Origin of the sequence: Massilia scottii (assembly GCF_030846495.1) — a bacterium.
GTDB lineage: Bacteria > Pseudomonadota > Gammaproteobacteria > Burkholderiales > Burkholderiaceae_D > Telluria_A > Telluria_A violaceinigra.
In genome coordinates, this window is record NZ_JAVCWM010000017.1 from 39,572 (window position 1) to 58,448 (window position 18,877).

At 67.5% G+C, this 18,877-nt stretch carries 12 protein-coding genes; 10 read left to right on the forward strand and 2 right to left on the reverse strand.

The genetic code is table 11. From position 1 onward, the window contains the following. The first annotated feature begins 294 nt into the window (after positions 1 to 294). The 3 genes from RBA41_RS22145 to RBA41_RS22155 all read left to right on the forward strand — a co-directional run bounded on the left by RBA41_RS22145 (position 295) and on the right by RBA41_RS22155 (position 9,281). A complete protein-coding gene (locus RBA41_RS22145) occupies positions 295 to 3,045 on the forward strand; it encodes a winged helix-turn-helix domain-containing protein (protein ID WP_306626415.1) in 2,751 nt (916 codons plus the stop codon). Between the two features lie 4 nt (positions 3,046 to 3,049). Beyond that, positions 3,050 to 5,803 (forward strand): winged helix-turn-helix domain-containing protein, encoded by a 2,754-nt coding sequence (locus RBA41_RS22150; RefSeq protein WP_306626416.1) that lies wholly within the window; start codon positions 3,050 to 3,052, stop codon positions 5,801 to 5,803. A gap of 187 nt (positions 5,804 to 5,990) precedes the next feature. Then, a complete protein-coding gene (locus tag RBA41_RS22155; protein WP_306626417.1) occupies positions 5,991 to 9,281 on the forward strand; it encodes an amidohydrolase family protein in 3,291 nt (1,096 codons plus the stop codon). 31 nt (positions 9,282 to 9,312) lie between these two features. Here RBA41_RS22155 and RBA41_RS22160 read toward each other — a convergent pair whose 3' ends face one another. After that, on the reverse strand, positions 9,313 to 9,684 hold the full coding sequence (locus tag RBA41_RS22160) for a hypothetical protein (protein ID WP_306626418.1): 372 nt from the start codon (positions 9,682 to 9,684) through the stop codon (positions 9,313 to 9,315). Between the two features lie 223 nt (positions 9,685 to 9,907). On the opposite strand from RBA41_RS22160, the gene RBA41_RS22165 reads away from it, so the two are divergent. The 7 genes from RBA41_RS22165 to RBA41_RS22195 all read left to right on the forward strand — a co-directional run bounded on the left by RBA41_RS22165 (position 9,908) and on the right by RBA41_RS22195 (position 16,606). Further along, positions 9,908 to 10,138, forward strand: a complete 231-nt coding sequence (locus RBA41_RS22165) for a hypothetical protein (protein WP_306626419.1) — start codon at positions 9,908 to 9,910, stop codon at positions 10,136 to 10,138. Between the two features lie 143 nt (positions 10,139 to 10,281). Then, complete coding sequence (locus RBA41_RS22170) at positions 10,282 to 10,836, forward strand: (2Fe-2S)-binding protein (protein ID WP_306626420.1); 555 nt, start codon at positions 10,282 to 10,284, stop codon at positions 10,834 to 10,836. After that, positions 10,833 to 11,870, forward strand: a complete 1,038-nt coding sequence (locus tag RBA41_RS22175) for an FAD binding domain-containing protein (protein WP_306626421.1) — start codon at positions 10,833 to 10,835, stop codon at positions 11,868 to 11,870. The genes RBA41_RS22170 and RBA41_RS22175 overlap by 4 nt, the downstream gene beginning before the upstream one ends. Further along, positions 11,867 to 14,149 (forward strand): xanthine dehydrogenase family protein molybdopterin-binding subunit, encoded by a 2,283-nt coding sequence (locus tag RBA41_RS22180; RefSeq protein WP_374709586.1) that lies wholly within the window; start codon positions 11,867 to 11,869, stop codon positions 14,147 to 14,149. Before RBA41_RS22175 ends, RBA41_RS22180 begins: the two co-directional genes overlap by 4 nt. Before the next feature lie 153 nt (positions 14,150 to 14,302). Then, entirely contained in the window at positions 14,303 to 15,178 is an 876-nt protein-coding gene (locus RBA41_RS22185; RefSeq protein WP_306626422.1) for a universal stress protein, read from the forward strand. Positions 15,179 to 15,194: 16 nt separating this feature from the next. Then, positions 15,195 to 15,917: an acetoacetyl-CoA reductase gene (phbB, locus tag RBA41_RS22190; RefSeq protein ID WP_306626423.1), complete on the forward strand. Its 723-nt coding sequence runs from the start codon at positions 15,195 to 15,197 to the stop codon at positions 15,915 to 15,917. Positions 15,918 to 16,162: 245 nt separating this feature from the next. After that, positions 16,163 to 16,606, forward strand: coding sequence for an Hsp20/alpha crystallin family protein (locus RBA41_RS22195; RefSeq protein ID WP_306626424.1), 444 nt, complete (start codon positions 16,163 to 16,165; stop codon positions 16,604 to 16,606). Between the two features lie 118 nt (positions 16,607 to 16,724). Here the strand turns inward: RBA41_RS22195 and RBA41_RS22200 are convergent, their stop codons facing one another. After that, complete coding sequence (locus RBA41_RS22200) at positions 16,725 to 18,854, reverse strand: copper-transporting P-type ATPase (protein WP_306626425.1); 2,130 nt, start codon at positions 18,852 to 18,854, stop codon at positions 16,725 to 16,727. Positions 18,855 to 18,877: the final 23 nt, after the last annotated feature.

The window sequence follows — 18,877 nt, forward strand, 5'->3', positions numbered from 1 at the left end:
TTAGTACATCAAAGCATGAAGTGCCGCACTGGCGACCTATCGAAAGTTAGGTTCGCTTTCCCTGCGCACCCAACTAAATTCACTGTGTAAACTTGTGTGTTCTCCATGAATCATCCTGGTGGGCAATTGTGCATGCCGCACGAGCCTGAGCGGTGAAAAAGTAACAATTCCCCCTTTTCGTCAGATGCTTTTCGGTTAATATGGAATGCAATTGTCACAAATCTAACCGTCATGGTTCACGATTTGGCGGTGGCATATGCAGCCGCCAGTTCTGTGTTATCGCTCGCCCGTCTCATGCAAAACGAATCGAAATTTCATCCGCCGGCATTGCCGGCCCGGTTTTTCCCCGTTCCGCGTCTGCATGAGCGCATCGCGGCGGTGACGGCCGCCCGCATCGTGTGCCTGACCGCCCCGGCCGGTTTCGGCAAGAGCACGACCATGGCGCAGCAGCTGGCCGCGCTGGCAGCGCGCGCGGTGGGCACCTGCTGGATCAATCTCGACGAAGCCGACAACGATGTCGAGCGCTTCCTGGACCACATGACGGCCGCGCTGGCCGCCGCGCACGCCCCGGCGGCCAGCGCCACCGCGCACGCCACGGGCCGCGCGCAACTGCTGGCCATGTGCAACCGCCTGGCGCACCAGAGCTGCGACGTGGCGCTGTTTTTCGACGACTACCATGTCATCACCAACCCGGCCGTGCACGAGCTGATGGACTGGGTGCTGGCGGTCAGCCCGGTCCAGCTGACCCTGTATATCGGATCGCGCAGCCGGATTCCCCTGAAACTGAGCCGCCTGCGCCTGTGCGGCGGGGTGGCCGACCTTGGCGCGGCCGACCTGAGCCTGACGCGCGACGAAGCGTGCGCCTTCATGGGCGTGGTGGGGGCGGGTACGCTCGATGCGGCTCACGGCGGCGTGCTGTACGAACGCACCGAAGGCTGGGCGGCGGGGCTGCAGCTGGCCGCCATCGCGCTGCAAAATGCCGGCGACCGCGAACGCTTCATCCGCGATTTTTCGGGCAGCGCGCACGATATCGCGTCGTACCTGATGAACGCGGTGCTGGCGCGCCTGCCGCCCCACGTCGACCAGTTCATGTCGCGCACGGCCTTGTTCGACCGTTTTTCGAGCAGCTTTTGCCAGGATGCGCTGGCGCTGCGCGACGCGCCGGAACTGATCGACTGGATCGGCGCGCATAACCTGTTCCTGATTCCGCTCGACCGGCGCGGCCAGTGGTTTCGCTATCACCATCTGCTGAGCGACCACCTGCGCAAGCGCTACCTGGACACGGACGCCGGCGCGGCGCGCGCCGACTACCGCGCCGCCAGCCATTGGTGCGAGCGCGCCGGCGCCAACGATGAAGCGATCCGCTATGCCCTGGCCGGCGACGACAGCACGCGTGCGATCGACCTGATCGCGGGCTGTGTCGATGAACTGATCCGCGGCCGCGCCGGTTTCGACACCCTGCTGCGCTGGATGTCGGCGGTCCCTTACCGTTTGCTGACCCAGCGCGTGCAGCTGCGCCTGACCTTCATCCGCTCAAGCATCTGGAACAACCGCTTCGAGCAGGCCGAAAACGCGCTGGCCGAGCTGGAATACGACTTGGGGAGCGGCCCTCCCGTGCCCGGCGCCGCCGCCGCCCTGTGCAGCATGGAGATGCTGTGGTGCCTGCTGTATGCGTTCCAGGACAAGACCGCGCTGGCGGCCAGCCGCAGCCGCGCGTGGCTGGTGCGCTGGGGGCCGTCGGCGCCGCCGTCCGATATCGCGCGCGCGCATATCGCGATCGGCTACAGCGCCTTCGTGGCGCACGATTACGCCGTCGCCGAACAGTCTTACCAGAGCGCCGAGACCTTTTACGCCGCCGCCGATTTCTATTCCGGCGTGGTGTGGACCGAGCGTTTCATCAGCATCATCCGGCTCGAACAAGGCCAGGCGCGCGAGGCCGAACGGGTGCTGGCGGCGCTGTACCTGACCAACCGCGCCCGGCTCGGCGCCGATTCGATGGTGGCCTCGCACACCGGCGTGCATCTGGCGCAGGCGGCCTATGAACTGAACAAGATCGATGCGGCCGATGCGGCGCTCGACAGCGCGCTGACGATTCCGACCGATCCGGTCCTGCCGGCGGACGGCGAGGGCAGCGCGCTTCCCAGCGGTTTCGGACTGCTGGAAGACTACATGGCCGCCTACCTGACCCGCGCGCGCCTGCTGTGCGTGCAGGGCCAGGCCGGCGCCGCCGACGCGGTGCTGGCGAACGGCGTGGCCGGCGCCCTGCAGTGCAAGCAGCTGCGCCTGGCGCGCATCCTGATGGCCGAGCGCATCCGGCTGGCGCTGCTGCGCGACGACGTGGCGCTGGCGGCCAGCCACGAAAGCGCGCTCGATGCCATCGATGCGGCGGCCGGACCGGCTGGCCACGGCCGTGGCGAGGCCGAGGAAGTCGCGGTCGGCATCGCGCGCATCCGGCTGCGCCTGGCGCAGGGCGCCAGCGATGCCGATGCCATCGCCGCCCGGCTCCAGGAACTGACCGCGCGCGCGCGTCTCCAGGGGCGTATGCGCATGCTGGTCAAGCTTCTGTGCCTGCAGGCGCGCTACCACGGCGGACGGGCCGAACACGAAGAAGCGGGAGCGGCCATCCATGAGGCGCTGCTGATCGGCGACGAGGGCGGCTTGTGCCGCTCGATCGCCGACGAGGCTCCTCACGTGCGCGCCATCGTCGCCGGTCACGGCGCGTGGCAGTCGCAGTCGCACCGGCGCGATGCGCGCCTGGTGACGCCGGACTACCTGGCGCAGGTGCTGGCCGCCTGCGGCACGGCGGCCGGCGCCGCGCCGGACCAGGCGGCACCGGCTGCGGCGCCGGAGGCGCATGCCCTGTCGCCGCGCGAGGTGCAGGTGCTCAAACTGGCCGAACGCGGGCTGGCCAACCGCGAGCTGGCCGCGCAGCTGTTCGTCTCGGAAGGGACGGTCAAGTGGCATCTGCATAATATCTTCGCCAAGCTGGCGGTACGCAACCGCAGCAGCGCCGTCGCGCGCGCACGCAGCCTGAACCTGCTGTGACCAGATGGCCATACCCGATCCAGCCTTGACGATGGCGCGCGCGCCGCGTCCGGAAGGGCGCTTCATCGAAACCAAGTTCCGCCCGCCGTCGGTGGCGGGCGAACCGGTGGCGCTGGCGCGCCTCGACCGCGCGCTGGCGGCGGCCCTGGAGCGGCGCGTGGTGTGCCTGAGCGCGCCCGCCGGTTTCGGCAAGACCACCTCGCTGCTGAAACTGGCCCGCGCGCTCGATGCGGACGGCTGCACCACCTGCTGGGTGAACCTGGATCCGGAAGATAACGACACGGCGCGCTTTTTGCAGTATGTGATCGAAGCGGCCCAGCGCGCGCTGCCCGGCATCGGCGAGTACCGGCTGGCCGACGTGTGCGAGGCCAATGTCGACGCGCTCAAGGCGATTCTGCGTTCGGTGTGCGAGGACCTGGCCGCGCGCGCCACGCCGCTGGCGCTGTTCCTCGACGATTATCACCTGATCGACAATCCGGCCATCCACGCGGTGCTGGCATGGCTGCTGAGCGTGAGCCCGGACTGCCTGCGCGTGCTGATCGCCAGCCGCTACCGGCTGCCGTCCACCATGGATGACCTGCGCCGGCAGCAGGTGCTGGCCGACATCGGCACCGCCGAACTGAGTCTGACCCTGGACGAAACGGCGTGCTTCCTGCACGCGGCGCAGTTGCCGGCGCTGGACGCCGACCAGGTGCGCACCTTGTTCGAGCGCACCGAGGGCTGGGCCGCCGGCTTGCAGCTGGTGGCGATGGCGCTGCAGGCCGACGGCCGCGGCGCCGCCTTCATCGATGAATTTTCCGGCGCCGACTGCGACGTCAGCGCCTATCTGCTCGAAGCGGTGCTGTCGCAGGTGCCGCCGACCGTCATGCGCTTTCTGAGCCTGACGGCCTTGTTCGACCGTTTTTCGCTGGCGCTGTGCAGCGAGGCGCTGGGGCAGCACGACGCCGGCGCGACGATGGCGTGGATCCGCGCCCACAACCTGTTCCTGATTGCGCTCGACGACGGCGGGCAGTGGTTTCGCTACCATCACCTGTTGTCGGACTATCTGCGCGGCGCCACCGCCGCCGGCGCGCCCGACCAGGTGTGCTTGGCCAACCGCGCGGCCAGTGCCTGGTTCGCGCGCGAAGGGCTGCGCGACGAGGCGATCCGCTGCGCCTTCCAGAGCGGCGACGTGAATCTGGCGGCGGACCTGATCGAGCGCTGCGTCGAGGATGTCACGCAGCGCCGCGGCGAGCACGATCAGGTGATCCGCTGGTATCAGCGCCTGCCGGAGGAGACCCTGTTCGAGCGCATCACGCTGCGCCTGTCGTATGTGCGCTCGGTGATGTGGAGCGGGCGCCTGCGCGAAGCGCAAAGCGCGCTGCTGGCGATCGAGTCGGACCTGGCGCTGCGCTATGCGGTCAGTGTCTACGACGGCAAGGACGCGATCGATGCGGCCATCCTGGGCGACCTGCAGATCTGCTGGTACATGTTCCATGTGTTCAGCAACCGGGTCGAGCGCGTGCGCGAAAGCAAACGGACCTGGGGCGCGCAATGGGAGAGCACCGGCAATCCGCTCGACATCGCACGCGTCAAGCTGGCGGCGGCGTGCTTCGCCTTCATCGAACACGATTATCGCGAAGCCCTGGCGCTGGGCGAGAGCGCGCAGGCGTTTTACGAACGCTGCGATTATTATGCGGGCGTGGCCGGCTGCCGCCGCATGCGCTACGTGATCGCGCTCGAACGCGGCCAGGCGCGCGAGGCCGAACGGGGCCTGGCCGCCCTGTACGAGGAAAATTGCCGCGAGCTGGGGCGCTATTCGATCATTGCCGCCAACACCGGCATTCAACTGGCCGATGCCGCGTACGAGTGCGGCCAGGTCGACCTTGCGCGCAAGGTGCTGGCCAGCGCCTTCGGCATGTCGTCCAGGTACGGCCTGGTGACCAATTTTATCGCTGCGTATTTGACGTCCTCGCGCGTGCTGCGCTTCGATCAGCAGGGCGAGGCGGCCGATGCCTGCCTGTCGGAGGGCCTCGCGCTCGGCCGCGAGCGCAGCCTGCCGCGCCTGACCGTGGCCTTGCAGGGCGAGCGCGTGCGCGTCTACCTGCAGCAGGGCCGCATCGACGACGCGCTCAAGGTCGGGCGCGGCGCCGGGATCGATCCGGCGCAGCCGGGCGAGGCGGGTGCGCTGGCGCGCTCGTCGGACCTGGTGCTGATCGAACTGCGCCTGCGCCTGGCCACCGGGCGCCTGCAGGGACTGGGCCTGGCGATCGACGACTTGCTGGTGCAGACGCGCAAACAGCAGCGCGTGCGCCTGACGGTGCGCCTGCTGGCGCTGAAAAGCGTGCTGCTGCAGCAGACCGGCAGGATGGACGACGCCTGCGCCGTGCTCGACACGGCGGTCGGACTGGCCAGCGCCGGCGGCTTGTGCCGCTCGATCGTGGACGAGGGGCCGGAAGTACGGGCGGTGCTGGAGGAGCTGCGCCGGCGCACGCCGCTGGCGGCGCAGGATGGCTTGGGCAGCCTGCTCAGCGCGTGCAATTTCGCCGTGGCCAGCACGCGGGCCTTCGGCGCCGCACTCGGCGCGGCGGTGATCAGCGCGCGCGAGGTCGAGATTTTGAAACTGGTGCAATGCGGCCTGGATAACCGGCGCGTGGCCGTGCAGATGGGCATCTCGGAAGGGACGGCCAAATGGTATTTGAGAAATATCTACCAGAAGCTGCAAGTCGGCAGCCGCACGGCCGCGATTGCGCGGGCGCGCGAACTGCGCCTGCTTTGACGGTGCACGACCTTGCGCGCGCCCGGCGCGCATGCGATAGCGGCACCTTGTCGCATCCGTGCGTCTTTACACTGCACCGGGGCGCGCGAAGGTTTGCCGGGCGCGTCTTCCTCATCGTAGAATCGGTGGCTCACAGGCAGCGCCCAAGCGCGCCGCCGCACCGTCAACCCATTCCACTCAGAGCCGCATGCACCCAATTCGCGCAACCGTCCTGGCCGCCATCCTGGCCTCAATCACTTCGTGGGCCAGCGCCGACGACGACGCCGACAAGAAAAAGTGGGACGTCAACAATCCCCCCGGCGTAGCCGGCACCGTCAAGATCGATACCGCCAGCGGCACCTGGATGAGCGTCGACGTCAGCCCCGACGGCAAGCACATCGTGTTCGACCTGCTGGGCGACCTGTACCTGTTGCCGGTTGCCGGCGGCGAAGCGAAGCCGCTGACCCATTCGGTGGCCTGGGAAATGCAGGCGCGCTTTTCGCCGGACGGCAAGCAGCTGGCCTACATGTCGGACGCGGCCGGCGGCGACAATATCTGGATCATGAATGTCGACGGCAGCGGCGCGCGCGAAGTGAGCAAGGAGAAATTCCGTCTGTTGAACAACCCGGTGTGGCATCCGAACGGCAAGTTCATCGCCGCGCGCAAGCATTATTCCGGCACGCGCTCGCTCGGCTCCGGCGAAATCTGGATGTTCCATACCCACGGCGGCGGGGTGCAGCTCAACGAAAAGCCGAACTGGCAGAAGGACCTGGGCGAGCCCGCGTTTTCGCCGGACGGACGCTACATCTACTACTCGCAGGATACGACCGCCGGCACGGTGTTCGAGTACAACAAGAATTCGAACGCGCAGATCTACCAGATCTTCCGGCGCGACCTGAAAGAAGAAAAAACCAAGCCCTTCGTCAGCGGACCGGGCGGCGCGGTGCGGCCGACCCCGTCGCCGGACGGCAAATACCTGGCCTTCGTGCGCCGGGTGCGCAATCAATCGACCCTGTTCCTGAAAGACCTCGCCAGCGGCATCGAAACACCGGTCTGGGATGGGCTGGAACGTGACCTGCAGGAAGCCTGGGCCATCCACGGCGTGTATCCCGCATTTAGCTGGATGCCGGGCAGCAAGGAGATCGTGGTCTGGGCCAAGGGCAAGATCTGGCGCGTCGATCCGTTTGCGAAGTCGGCCAGGGAGATTCCATTCCACGTCAAGGACACGCGCGAGGTGCGCGAGGCGCTGCGCTTTGCCCACGCCGTCGCACCGGACCAGTTCGACGTGCGCCAGCTGCGCTGGGTCAACGTGGCGCCGCAGGGCAATAAGGTGGTCTACTCCGCGCTCGGTCATCTGTATGTGCGCGACTTGCCCAACGGCGAGCCGCGGCGCCTGACGCGCCAGGGCGACCACTTTGAATACTTCCCCAAGTTCTCGCGCGACGGCCAGCGCATCGTCTTCGCCACCTGGGACGACGAGAAGCTGGGCTCGATCCGCACGCTCGACCTGAAAAGCGGCAAGGAAACCACCCTGACCACGGCGCCCGGCAAATACCTGGAGCCGGCGTTCTCGCCCGACGGCAAGGATGTGGTCTACGTCAAGAGCCAGGGCCGCTTCCTGCTCAGCCCGTGGCATGGGCTCGACACGGGCGTCTACAAGGTCGCCAGCGACGGCAGGGGCAAACCGGTGCTGGTGACCGACGATGGGCGCGCGCCGCAATACGCCGCCGACGGCAACCATGTATACGTCACGCGCACGGCCAGCACGGGCGAAGTCGATGCGATGACCTCGCTGGTGCGCATCCGCCTCGACAAATACGAAGAGCACCCCATCGCCAAGGGCGAATTCGTGACCAGTTTCAGCCTGTCGCCGGACGGCGCCTGGCTCGCTTACGGCGAGCGTTTCCACACCTGGGTGGCGCCGCTGCCGCTGGCCGGCAAGGTCATCACCATCGGCGAAAAGGCCGAAGCCTTGCCGGTGCGCCAGCTCGATGCCGATGCCGGCGACTACCTGCACTGGTCGGGCGACAGCAGCGCGCTGCATTATTCGCTGGGCGACCAGCTGTTCACGCGCGCGCTTAAAAACACCTTTGCCCCGGCCGACCCGGACCCCAAGAAGGAAAAGCTGCGCATGACCGCACTGGCGGCCCAGCCTGGCGTGAAGATCGGCTTTCGCGCGCCTTCAAGCTCGCCGCGCGCCACGGTCGTCATCGATGGCGCGCGCATCGTGACCATGAAGGGCGACGAAGTCATCGAGAACGGCCGCATCGTCATCCGCGACAAGCGCATCGCCGCCATCGGCAAGGCGGCCGACGTTGCCGTGCCGCCTGGTGCGACCCGCATCGACGCCAGCGGCAAGAGCATCATCCCGGGGCTGGTCGACGCGCACTGGCACGGCGCGATGGGCGAGGACGGCATCGTGCCGCAGCAAAGCTGGGTCGACTACGCCGGCCTGGCCTTCGGCGTGACCACCGTGCACGACCCGTCCAACGACACCGGCACCATCTTCACCCACGGCGAGCTGCAGCGCAGCGGCCAGATCGTGGCGCCGCGCATCTATTCGACCGGCACGATCCTGTACGGCGCCAAGGGCAATTTCAGCGCGCCCGTCGATAGCCTGGACGATGCGCTGACGCACGTGCGCCGCCTCAAGGCGGGCGGGGCGATCAGCGTCAAGAGCTACAACCAGCCGCGCCGCGAGCAGCGCCAGCAAATCCTGGAAGCGGCGCGCCAGACGGGCATGATGGTGGTGCCCGAAGGCGGCTCGCTGTTCCAGCACAATATGACGATGGTGGTGGACGGTCACACCGGCGTCGAGCACTCGCTGCCGGTGGAAAACGCCTATGACGACGTCAGGCAGCTGTGGTCGCAGACAAAAGTAGGCTACACGCCGACCCTGGTCGTGTCCTACGGGGGCCTCGATGGCGAGCACTACTGGTACGCGCGCACCGATGTGTGGCGCCATCCGATCCTGTCGCGCTACGTGCCGCGCGCGGTGCTCGAACCACGCAGCATCCGGCGCGAGACGGCGCCGGAAGAAGACTTCAATGTGCACCGCGTGGCGCGCACGGCCACCGCCTTGCAGCGGGTGGGCGTGCCGGTCAACATCGGCGCCCACGGCCAGCGCGAAGGACTGGGCGCGCACTGGGAGATGTGGTCGCTCGTCAACGGCGGCATGACCCCGCTCGAAGCGATCCGCGCCGCCACCCTCAACGGCGCGCGTTACCTGGGACTGGACAAGGATGTCGGATCGCTCGAAGTGGGCAAGCTGGCCGACCTGGCGATCATCGACGGCGATGTGGTGACGGACATCCGCAGCTCGGACCGGCTGACCCACGTGATGATCGGGGGCCGGGTGTACGAGACGGCGACCATGAACGAGGTCGGCGCCACTCCGAAAGCGCGCAAGCCCTTCTTTTTTGAAGGCGTGAACGGCGCCAGCGCACCGGTGGAAACGCTCAGTCACAGTCACGGCGACGGCCGGGACGCGCGCCACTGAGACGGGTGTCTGTCTGGACGTCCCTGCTGCGCTATCCTCCCTCGCGCTCCGCCTGGGAGGCATAGCCGGACGTCGCGCCGCCGTACGGCGCCACCTCGAGGTCGCCGATCCAGGGCGCGCACGCATTCGACAGGCAGCGGTGCCCGTCCGTCCCGATCGGCTGCCGGGGCTTGAGGAGCTCCTTGTGAACCTGGGATATCGCTGTCCTCAACAGCACTTCGGCCAGCACCGGCGTTGCCTGCTGCTCATCCGTGCTGCCTGCCAATGTGAACGAAAACGACATCCGCGCCGGCGCATCCGTTGCCCTGATTTCCACCACGCCCAACCCGGCCCCATCAAACTCCACCGCACCAACCGCTCTGCCAATTCGCTGAGATACGAAGTGACGTTCATAGCGTTCCATCGCGCCTCCCCGGTTACCAAAAGTGGCAAATTTATCACTGCTTCATGAAGTGCGCCAACACAGTTAGGCAACAGTCGTGTGATCAACTGAACCAATGGTGTCAAGAAATTGTTGTACATTTTCAAGTTGGGAAATCATCAATAGAAAAGCACTATTTGTGAACGGGATAAATCTCGGTTAATGTAAAAAAGGGTAGTGAAACCCGACCAGAAAGGCTGACAAATTGAATGCTCCCGATCGCCGCCAATGCGACAATAGCGGCTTGTCCTTGCTGGTCGACCTTGGCGTCACGTACGACCGCACTCTCAGCCGCCAGGTGGCGCTTGCGTATTTCCGCGCGTCGGACGTTCCCGTCGCCGTGGCCGAACGGGTGCTCCTGGGCGCGGCGACACGCCGCCTTACCGAGTGGGAGCAGTTCCATTTCCACAACAATATCAAGGGAAGCTGCGGCTGAGCCGGCCATGCGGCTCTCCCCAAAAATGTGACCGATACGACACAAAAATTATTTACCGTTATTTACGAGCGTTCGTTCGCTAACAGATAAAACAGTGCATTCTGGATAAAGTTAACTCCCGCACAAGCTGAGTAGACGATCCCATGGACGCACACACCAACGCCGCGCGCCCGCCCGCCGCCGCTACCTATCCCATCAGTCTGCGCATCAATGGCGAACAGCGGCAGTTCGAGGTGGAAGCCTGGGTCACCCTGCTTGACCTGCTGCGCGAGCGCCTGAGCATGACCGGCACCAAGAAGGGCTGCGACCACGGGCAGTGCGGCGCCTGCACCGTGCTGGTCGGCGGCAAGCGCATCAATGCCTGCCTGACCCTGGCGGTCATGCAAAACGGCAAGGACATCGTCACGGTGGAAGGCCTGGCCGATGGCGACCGGCTGCATCCGCTGCAACAGGCCTTCATCGATCACGATGCCTTCCAGTGCGGCTACTGCACGCCGGGCCAGCTGTGTTCGGCCATCGGCCTGATGAAGGAAGGCGAAGCACGCACGGTGGCCGACGTGCGCGAACTGATGAGCGGCAACGTCTGCCGCTGCGGCGCCTATCCGCAGATCGTCGTCGCCGTCACGCAGGTGATGGGCCTGGCCGAACACAAGGACGATCCGGACCGCCCTCATATTCCCGGCACGGTGCCCGCATGAACCCGATCATTTTCCATGCGCCGCAGGCCAGTGCCGAGGCGCTGCGCCAGGCCGCCGGCGGCAATGCCGCCTTCATCGCCGGCGGCACCAACCTGATCGACCTGATGAAAGAGGGCGTCATGCGCCCCGCGGCGCTGATCGATATCAACAATCTGCCGCTCGACGCCATCGCCGCGACTGCCCAAGGCGGCCTGCTGCTCGGCGCCACCGCGCGCAATGCCGACACCGCGTACCACGCGCTGGTGCGCAGCCGCTACCCGCTGCTGTCGGCGGCGATTCTGGCCGGCGCCTCGCCCCAGATCCGCAACATGGCCACCGATGGCGGCAACCTGCTGCAACGCACCCGCTGCCACTATTTTTACGATATCGCCGTGCCCTGCAACAAGCGCGCACCGGGCAGCGGCTGTTCCGCCATCGGCGGCCTGACGCGCCAGCACGCCATCCTGGGTGCGAGCGAGCATTGCATCGCGACCCATCCGTCGGATATGTGCGTGGCGCTGGCGGCGCTGGACGCCGTGGTCCGCGTCAGCTCGGAGCAGGGCGAACGGCGCATCGACTTTGCCGACTTCCACCGCCTGCCCGGCGCCAATCCCGAGCGCGACAACACGCTGCTGCCCGGTGAGCTGATCAACGCCATCGAACTGCCGCCGGCAGGGCAGTTCGCGGCCCATTCGGCCTACCTCAAGTTCCGCGACCGCGCCTCGTACGCCTTTGCCCTGGTGTCCGTCGCCGCCGCCCTCGACATCGGCCCGGACGGCGCCGTGCGCGCCGCGCGCGTGGCCCTGGGCAGCGTGGCCCACAAACCGTGGCGCGTGCCGGCCGCCGAGGAGCTGCTGCTTGGCCGGCAGGCCGGCAGCGCCGCCTTCGAGGCCTGTGCCGACCTGCTGCTGGCGGGCGCGCGTGGACAGGGACAAAACGATTTCAAGATTCCGATGGCACGGCGCGCCGTGGTGCGCGCGCTCGAACAGGCCGCCGCCGGCACCATCGACAACATGCATGCAGCGGCCGACAGCGCCGGCAAGGAGCCACTGTGACCGACCTCATTGTTGCACTGCGCACCCCGGTCGCCGACGAAGGCACCGGCCATGTCACCATCGGCATGGCCGTCTCGCGCGTCGACGGCCGCGACAAGGTCACCGGGCAGGCACGCTACGCCGCCGAACACCCGGCCGAGGCGCTGCTGTACGGCGTGGTCGTCAGCGGGACCATCACCAAGGGGCGCATCGCCGCCATCGATGCGGGCATGGCGCTCGCCGTTCCCGGCGTGATCGAGGTGGTCACCCACGAGAACCGTCCGCGCCTGCGCTCCTTCGACCTGTTTTACAAGGACATGACGGCTCCCGGCGGCTCGCCTTTCCGCCCTCTGTACGACGACAGGATCCACAGCAGCGGCCAGCCGGTGGCGCTGGTGGTGGCCGAAACGTTCGAGGCGGCCCGTTACGCCTCCTCGCTGGTCGAGATCGCGTACGAGGCCGAAGCGCACGAAACCTGCCTGCTCGACCACGTCGAACGCAGCCACAAGCCGAGCCGCCTGAAGGCCGGCTACACGCCGCCGCCCGAACCGAAGGGCTTCGCCGACGAAGTCTGGGACAAGGCGCTGGTGCGGATGGAAGGCGATTATTACAGCGGCGTCGAACACCATAACCCGCTCGAAATGTTCGCCTCCACGGTGGTGCGCGGGGCGGACGGCCACCTGACCATCTACGACAAGACCCAGAGCTCGCAGAACAGCCGCTGGTATGTGTCGCACGTGTTCGGCCTGTCCAGGGACAAGGTCACGGTGCGCAATCCGTACGTGGGCGGCGCCTTCGGTTCCGGCCTGCGCCCGCAGTACCAGCTGGCGCTGGCCGTGATGGCCGCGCTCAAGCTGGAACGCTCGGTGCGGGTGGTGCTCACGCGCCAGCAGATGTTCAGCTTCGGACACCGTCCCGAAACCATCCAGCGCGTGCGCCTCGGTGCGCGCCCGGACGGCACGCTCACGGCCATCATCCACGAAGCGCTGGCCGAAACGTCGCGCAACGAGGATTACGTGGAAGCGGTGGTCAACTGGTCCGGGCAGCTGTACGCCTGCGAGCATATCCGCCTCGGCTATAAACTGGTGGCGCTGGACCGCTTCAGCCCCATCGACATGCGCGCGCCGGGAGCGGCGCACGGCGTGCACGCGCTCGAAGTGGCGATGGACGAACTGTCGTACGAACTGAAAATGGATCCGCTGGCGCTGCGCCTGAAAAACTACGCCGACCTCGATCCGACCGACGGCCTGCCGTATTCGACCAAGGAACTGCGCGCCTGCTACGAGCAGGGCGCGCGGCGCTTCGGCTGGGACCGGCGCCCGGGCGAGGTGCGCTCGATGCGCGAAGGCCACGAGTTGATCGGCTGGGGCATGGCGACCGGCATGTGGGACGCGATGCAGATGTTCGCGCGCGCCAGCGCCGTGCTGCACGCCGACGGCAAGCTGGTGGTGAGCAGCGCCGCCACCGACATCGGCACCGGCACCTACACGGCGATGTGCATCATCGCCGCCGACGCCATGGGCATGCCGCTCGAACGGGTGCGCTTCCAGCTGGGCGACTCGACCCTGCCGGTGGCACCGGTCGAAGGCGGCTCGTCGCACGTGGCCACGGTCGGCTCGGCGGTGCAGGGCGTGTGCGAGAAGCTGCAAAAGAGCCTGTTCAAGCTGGCCCGCAAGATGCCCGATTCGCCGTTCGCCAGGGCGCGCTTCGAGGATGCCGAATTTGCCGGGGGCGCGCTGCGCCTGCGCGCGGGCCCAAGCGACGCGGTGCCGCTGGGGGCGATTGTGGCGTTCGATGGCGCCGGGCGGCTCGAAGAAAAATACATGATGCTGCCGAATGTGCTCAAGCAGCAAAATTATATGCGCGCCACGCACTCGGCGGTGTTCGTCGAAGTGCGCGTCGATGAAGCCTTCGGCACCGTGCGCGTGACGCGCGTGGTCAGCGCCATCGCGGCCGGGCGCATCATCAACGCCAAGGCGGCGCGCAGCCAGATCATCGGCGGGGTGGTGTGGGGCATCGGCCAGGCGCTGCACGAAGAAACCCAGTCCGACGACCGCATCGGCCGCTTCATGAACCACAACCTGGGCGAATATCATGTGTCGGTCAACGCCGATATCCACGATATCGACGTCGTGTTCGTGCAGGAGGACGACCGCATCGTCAGCCGCCTGGGCGCCAAGGGTGTGGGCGAAATCGGCCAGGTGGGCGTGGCGGCGGCGGTGTGCAACGCGATTTATCACGCCACCGGCCGCCGCGTGCGCAGCACGCCGATGACGCCGGACAAGGTAATGGCCCCGTAAACGCAGCGCCGGCGGCGTGCGTCATCGCGCGCGCCGTTTGGTTCGGATGCGCACCTTGATGTCCCTCAAACCCGCGCTTGACCTGCGCCATACAGTGGAAGCGGAGCAGGGCGGCCAACCGCGCCTTTGCGGTTGGGGATGCGAGGGGGAACCATGAGCTACAAGACGATTGTCGTGCACGTCGACGACATACCCAATGCCGGAGCGTGCTACACGTTCGCGGCCGAGCTGGCGCGGGTTGAGCAGGCCCATCTGATCGGCCTGGCCAGCAGCGGCGTATCGCGTTTTTTGCGCGAGACGGTTGCCATGAATTACGCCGCCCCCACCATCAGGCCCTATCTCGACACCATGCGTGACCGCGCCGCCCCCACCATCAGGCCCTATCTCGACACCATGCGTGACCGCGCCGCGCGCGCACTCGACCAGTTCGAGCGGGTTGCGGCCAGCTTCACGCTGGCCGGCAGCGAACGGCGCGCGGTCGATGACGAGCCGGGCCGCAGCCTGAGCGCGCTGGCGCGCTACTGCGACCTGTGCGTCCTGAGCCAGGGCAGCGCGTCGCAGGGCGCGGGCTTGGCGGCCGAGGTTGCCAAGGACAGCGGCACGCCGGTGCTGATTGTGCCGCGCGCACAGGCGCCGGCCTTGCCCATCCGGCGCATCCTGCTCGGCTGGAACGGCAGCCGCGAGGCGGCGCGCGCCATGCGCTTCGCGCTGCCGCTGCTGCAGCGCGCCAGCGCGGTCGATGTGGCGATCTTCGACACCGCGGCGCTCGAGTCCGAAGCGGGCGCCGAGCTGCGCCCGGTCACGGCCCTCGGCCAGACCCTGTCGCGCCAAGGGGTACGGGCCGAGGTCATACAGCGCGAACGCGCCGGCGACGCGGGCGAAGCCTTGCTGGCGCTGGCTGGCGAGCGCGGGGCGCAGTTGCTGGTCATGGGCTGCTACGGCCACTCGCGCCTGCGCGAACTCTTGCTCGGCGGCGCCACCCGGACGGTCCTCAAGTCCATGACGCTGCCGGTGTTCATGGCAGCCTGACGCCGGGAGCGACGCCATGCAACGTATCGCCCTCGTCACCGGAGGCACGCGCGGGCTGGGCAGAGCCATTGCGATTGCCCTGCGCGACGCCGGGCATCGCCCGGCCGTGGTCTACCTGCGCGACACCGACGCTGCGCTCCGCTTCACGGACGACACCTCCATTCCCGCCTACAAGTGGAACGTCGGCGATTTTCACGCCTGCCGCCTTGGCGTGCTGAAGGTGGCGTACGAGCTGGGGCCGGTCGATATCCTGGTTAACAACGCGGGCGTCACCGCCGACGCCATGCTGCACAACATGACGCCCGAGCAGTGGTGGAACGTGGTCCAAACCAATCTCGGGTCGATGTTCAACATGGCGCGCCAGGTGGTTGGCGGCATGCGCGAGCGGCGCTTCGGCCGCATTATCAACATCAGCTCGGTCAACGGACGCAAGGGACAGGCGGGCCAGACCAACTACGCCGCCGGCAAGGCGGGCGTGTTGGGCTTTACCAGGGCGCTGGCGCTGGAAAACGCCGCCAGGAATATCACGGTCAATGCCATCGCGCCCGGCTACTGCGATACCGATATGGTCGCCGCCGTGGCTCCCGACACACTGCGGAGCATCGTTGCCGGGATACCCGTCGGCAGGATGGGCACCCCGGCCGATATCGGCCGCATGGCGGCGTTCCTGGCATCCGACGACGCCGGATTCATCACGGGCGCTACCTTCGACATCAACGGCGGGCAATACATGGGCTAGCGCAAGGGTGGGCGCAAGCGCGGGGGCGCAAGCGCGCGGCGCGTGCGCGCCACGCCACTGCGGGAATTTCCTCTTGCGCGGGCATAAGTGCGCAACGCGACAAAGTGGCACGCGTTTGAGCTGGCTCAGATAACGCGACGATTGAGCGTCTATGATCGGATACCTGACGTGGCGCGGCTGCGGCACGTGCCGCAGCCGCCGATCCACAATCCCCAATCCGAACAACCAAACTGAAGGAGAACGCAATGGCCAGTCATCTCACCCGTTTCGACCCCGTGGGCCCGATCAGCCGGATGGATCCTTTCCGCAGTTTCGACAGTCTTTTCAACGCCTTCGACCTGATGCGCCCCCTGCGCGCGTTCGACACCGAGCGCATCCGCATGGACGTCAGCGAGACCGACCAGGCCTTCGTGGTCCGGGCCGACATGCCGGGCGTCAAGAAGGAAGACGTCAAGGTCGCCATCGACGGCAACGAAGTCACCATCAGCGCCGATGTCAGCCAGGAGCAGGAGCACAAGGAGGGCAGCAGCGTGTGGCGCGAGCGCTTCCGTGGCCAGCAATACCGCAGCTTCACGCTGCCCCAGCAGGTGGACGAAGAGAAGGCGAGCGCCACCTGCCGTGACGGCGTGCTCGAACTGACCTTGCCCAAGAAGCCGGGCAGCGGCGGAAAGCAACTGACCGTCCAGTAAATGCTGCTGACGGCACGCGGGCCTGCCGGTTGCCCAGCTGTCACACCAGCCGCCGCCGCGCCATGCGTCCGGCGGCTGGCTGGGCCGCCGGCATGCCCGCCTTGCACGGCTGACGCTGTCATGCGCGCCGGGAACGCAGTCGCAGCGCGTTGACGATCACCGACACTGAACTCAGGCTCATCGCCAGCGCCGCCACCATGGGCGACAGCAATTGCCCCGTGAACGGATACAGCACGCCGGCCGCCAGCGGAATGCCCAGCGCGTTGTAGAGGAAGGCAAAGGCCAGGTTCTGGCGCATATTGCGCACCGTCTCGACCGACAGCTGGCGTGCCCGCGCAATCGCGCGCAGGTCGCCCTTCACCAGCGTGACATGGGCACTGTTGATGGCCACATCGGTGCCGCTGCCCATCGCGATGCCGACATCGGCCCTGGCCAGCGCCGGCGCGTCGTTGATGCCGTCGCCCGCCATCGCCACCACCTTGCCCGATTGCTGCAGCCGTTCCACCAGATCGAGCTTGGTGTCCGGCCGGGCTTCGCCGACAACCTCGCCGATGTCCAACTGGTTCGCCACGTGCCTGGCCGTCGTCATGCCGTCGCCGGTGGCCATGATGACGCGCAGGCCGGCATCGCGCAGAGCGCGCATGGCTTCCGGCGTGCCGGCCTTGAGCGGATCGGCCAGCGCCACCAGGCCGGCCAGGCGTCCGTCCAGCGCCAGGAAAATCACGCTGGCGCCTTGCTGGCGCAGCGCTTCGGCCTGCGCCGCAAGGCCGAGCCAGTCAACCTGTTCCTGTTCCATCAGGCGCGTGCTGCCAAGCGCCAGACGGCGGCCCGCCACGCTGCCGCGCACGCCGATGCCGCTGGCCGATTCGAACCTCTCGGGCGTGGCCAGTTGCAGGCCGCGCCGGCGCGCTTCGCGCACGATCGCCTGGGCCAGCGGATGTTCGCTCCCCTGGTCCAGGCTGGCGGCCAGCCGCAGTACGTCCTGCTCGCTGGTGCCCGGCGCCGCGATCACGCGCTCGAAGGCCGGCTTGCCTTCGGTCAGGGTGCCGGTCTTGTCGACGATCAGGGTATCGACCTTGCGCAGCGCTTCGATGGCGGCCGCGTCGCGGAACAGGATGCCCTGCGTGGCGGCGCGCCCGGTGGCCGCCATGACCGACATCGGCGTGGCCAGCCCGAGCGCGCACGGACAGGCGATGATCAGCACCGCCACCGCGTTCAGAAAGCCGTAGGCCCAGCCGGGCTGCGGGCCGAACCATCCCCAGCCGAGCAGCGTGAGCACGGCGATGGCGGCAACGGCCAGCACGAAATACCCCGCCACCACGTCGGCCAGCCGTTGCAGCGGCGCGCGCGAGCGCTGGGCACTGGCCACCAGTTCGACGATGCGCGCCAGCACGGTGTGCGTGCCGACCTGCTCGGCCCGCATCACCAGGCTGCCGCTGGTATTGATGGTGGCGCCGATCAGCTTCTGGCCCGGGCGCTTGCTGACCGGGACCGGTTCGCCCGTGAGCATCGATTCGTCGACGGCGCTCTCGCCTTCGAGCACCACCCCGTCGACCGGAACTTTGTCGCCGGGACGCACGCGCAGGCGGTCGCCCACCCGCACATCGGCCAGCGGCACCTCGTCTTCGGCGCCGTCCTCGCGCAGGCGGTGCGCGCTGGCGGGGGCGAGCCCCAGCAGCGCCTTGATCGCCAGCGAGGTCCGGGCCCGCGCGCGCAGTTCGAGTACCTGGCCGAGCAAGGTGAGCGAGACGATCACCGCCGCCGCCTCGAAATACACGCCAGCCATGCCATCGGCCGCCAGCGCGGCCGGAAAAATGCCCGGCGCGACCGTCGCCGCCACGCTGTAGCCGTAGGCGGCCGCCACGCCGGTGCCGATCAGGGTCCACATGTTCGGACTGCGGTTGCGCAGCGAGTCGCGCCAGCGCACGAAGAAGGGCCAGCCGGCCCACAGCACCACCGGCGTGCTCAGGACCAGTTCGATCCAGTGCTGCGGCCATCCGGGCGGCAGCAGCCGGTGCCCGCCCATGGCCACGATTACCAGCAGCACGGTCAGGGGCAGCGACAGCCAGAAGCGCCGCTGCATGGCGTGCAGCTCGGGATTGTCGTCGTCCAGCGTCGGCATGAGCGGTTCGAGCGCCATGCCGCAGATCGGGCAGGTGCCCGGCCCGCTCTGGCGAATCTGCGGATGCATCGGACAGGTGTAGACGGCGGCGTCGCTGCCGGGAGGAGGGTGGCTGGCGTAGTTCATATGACAGTCCTGCAAGGCGATCC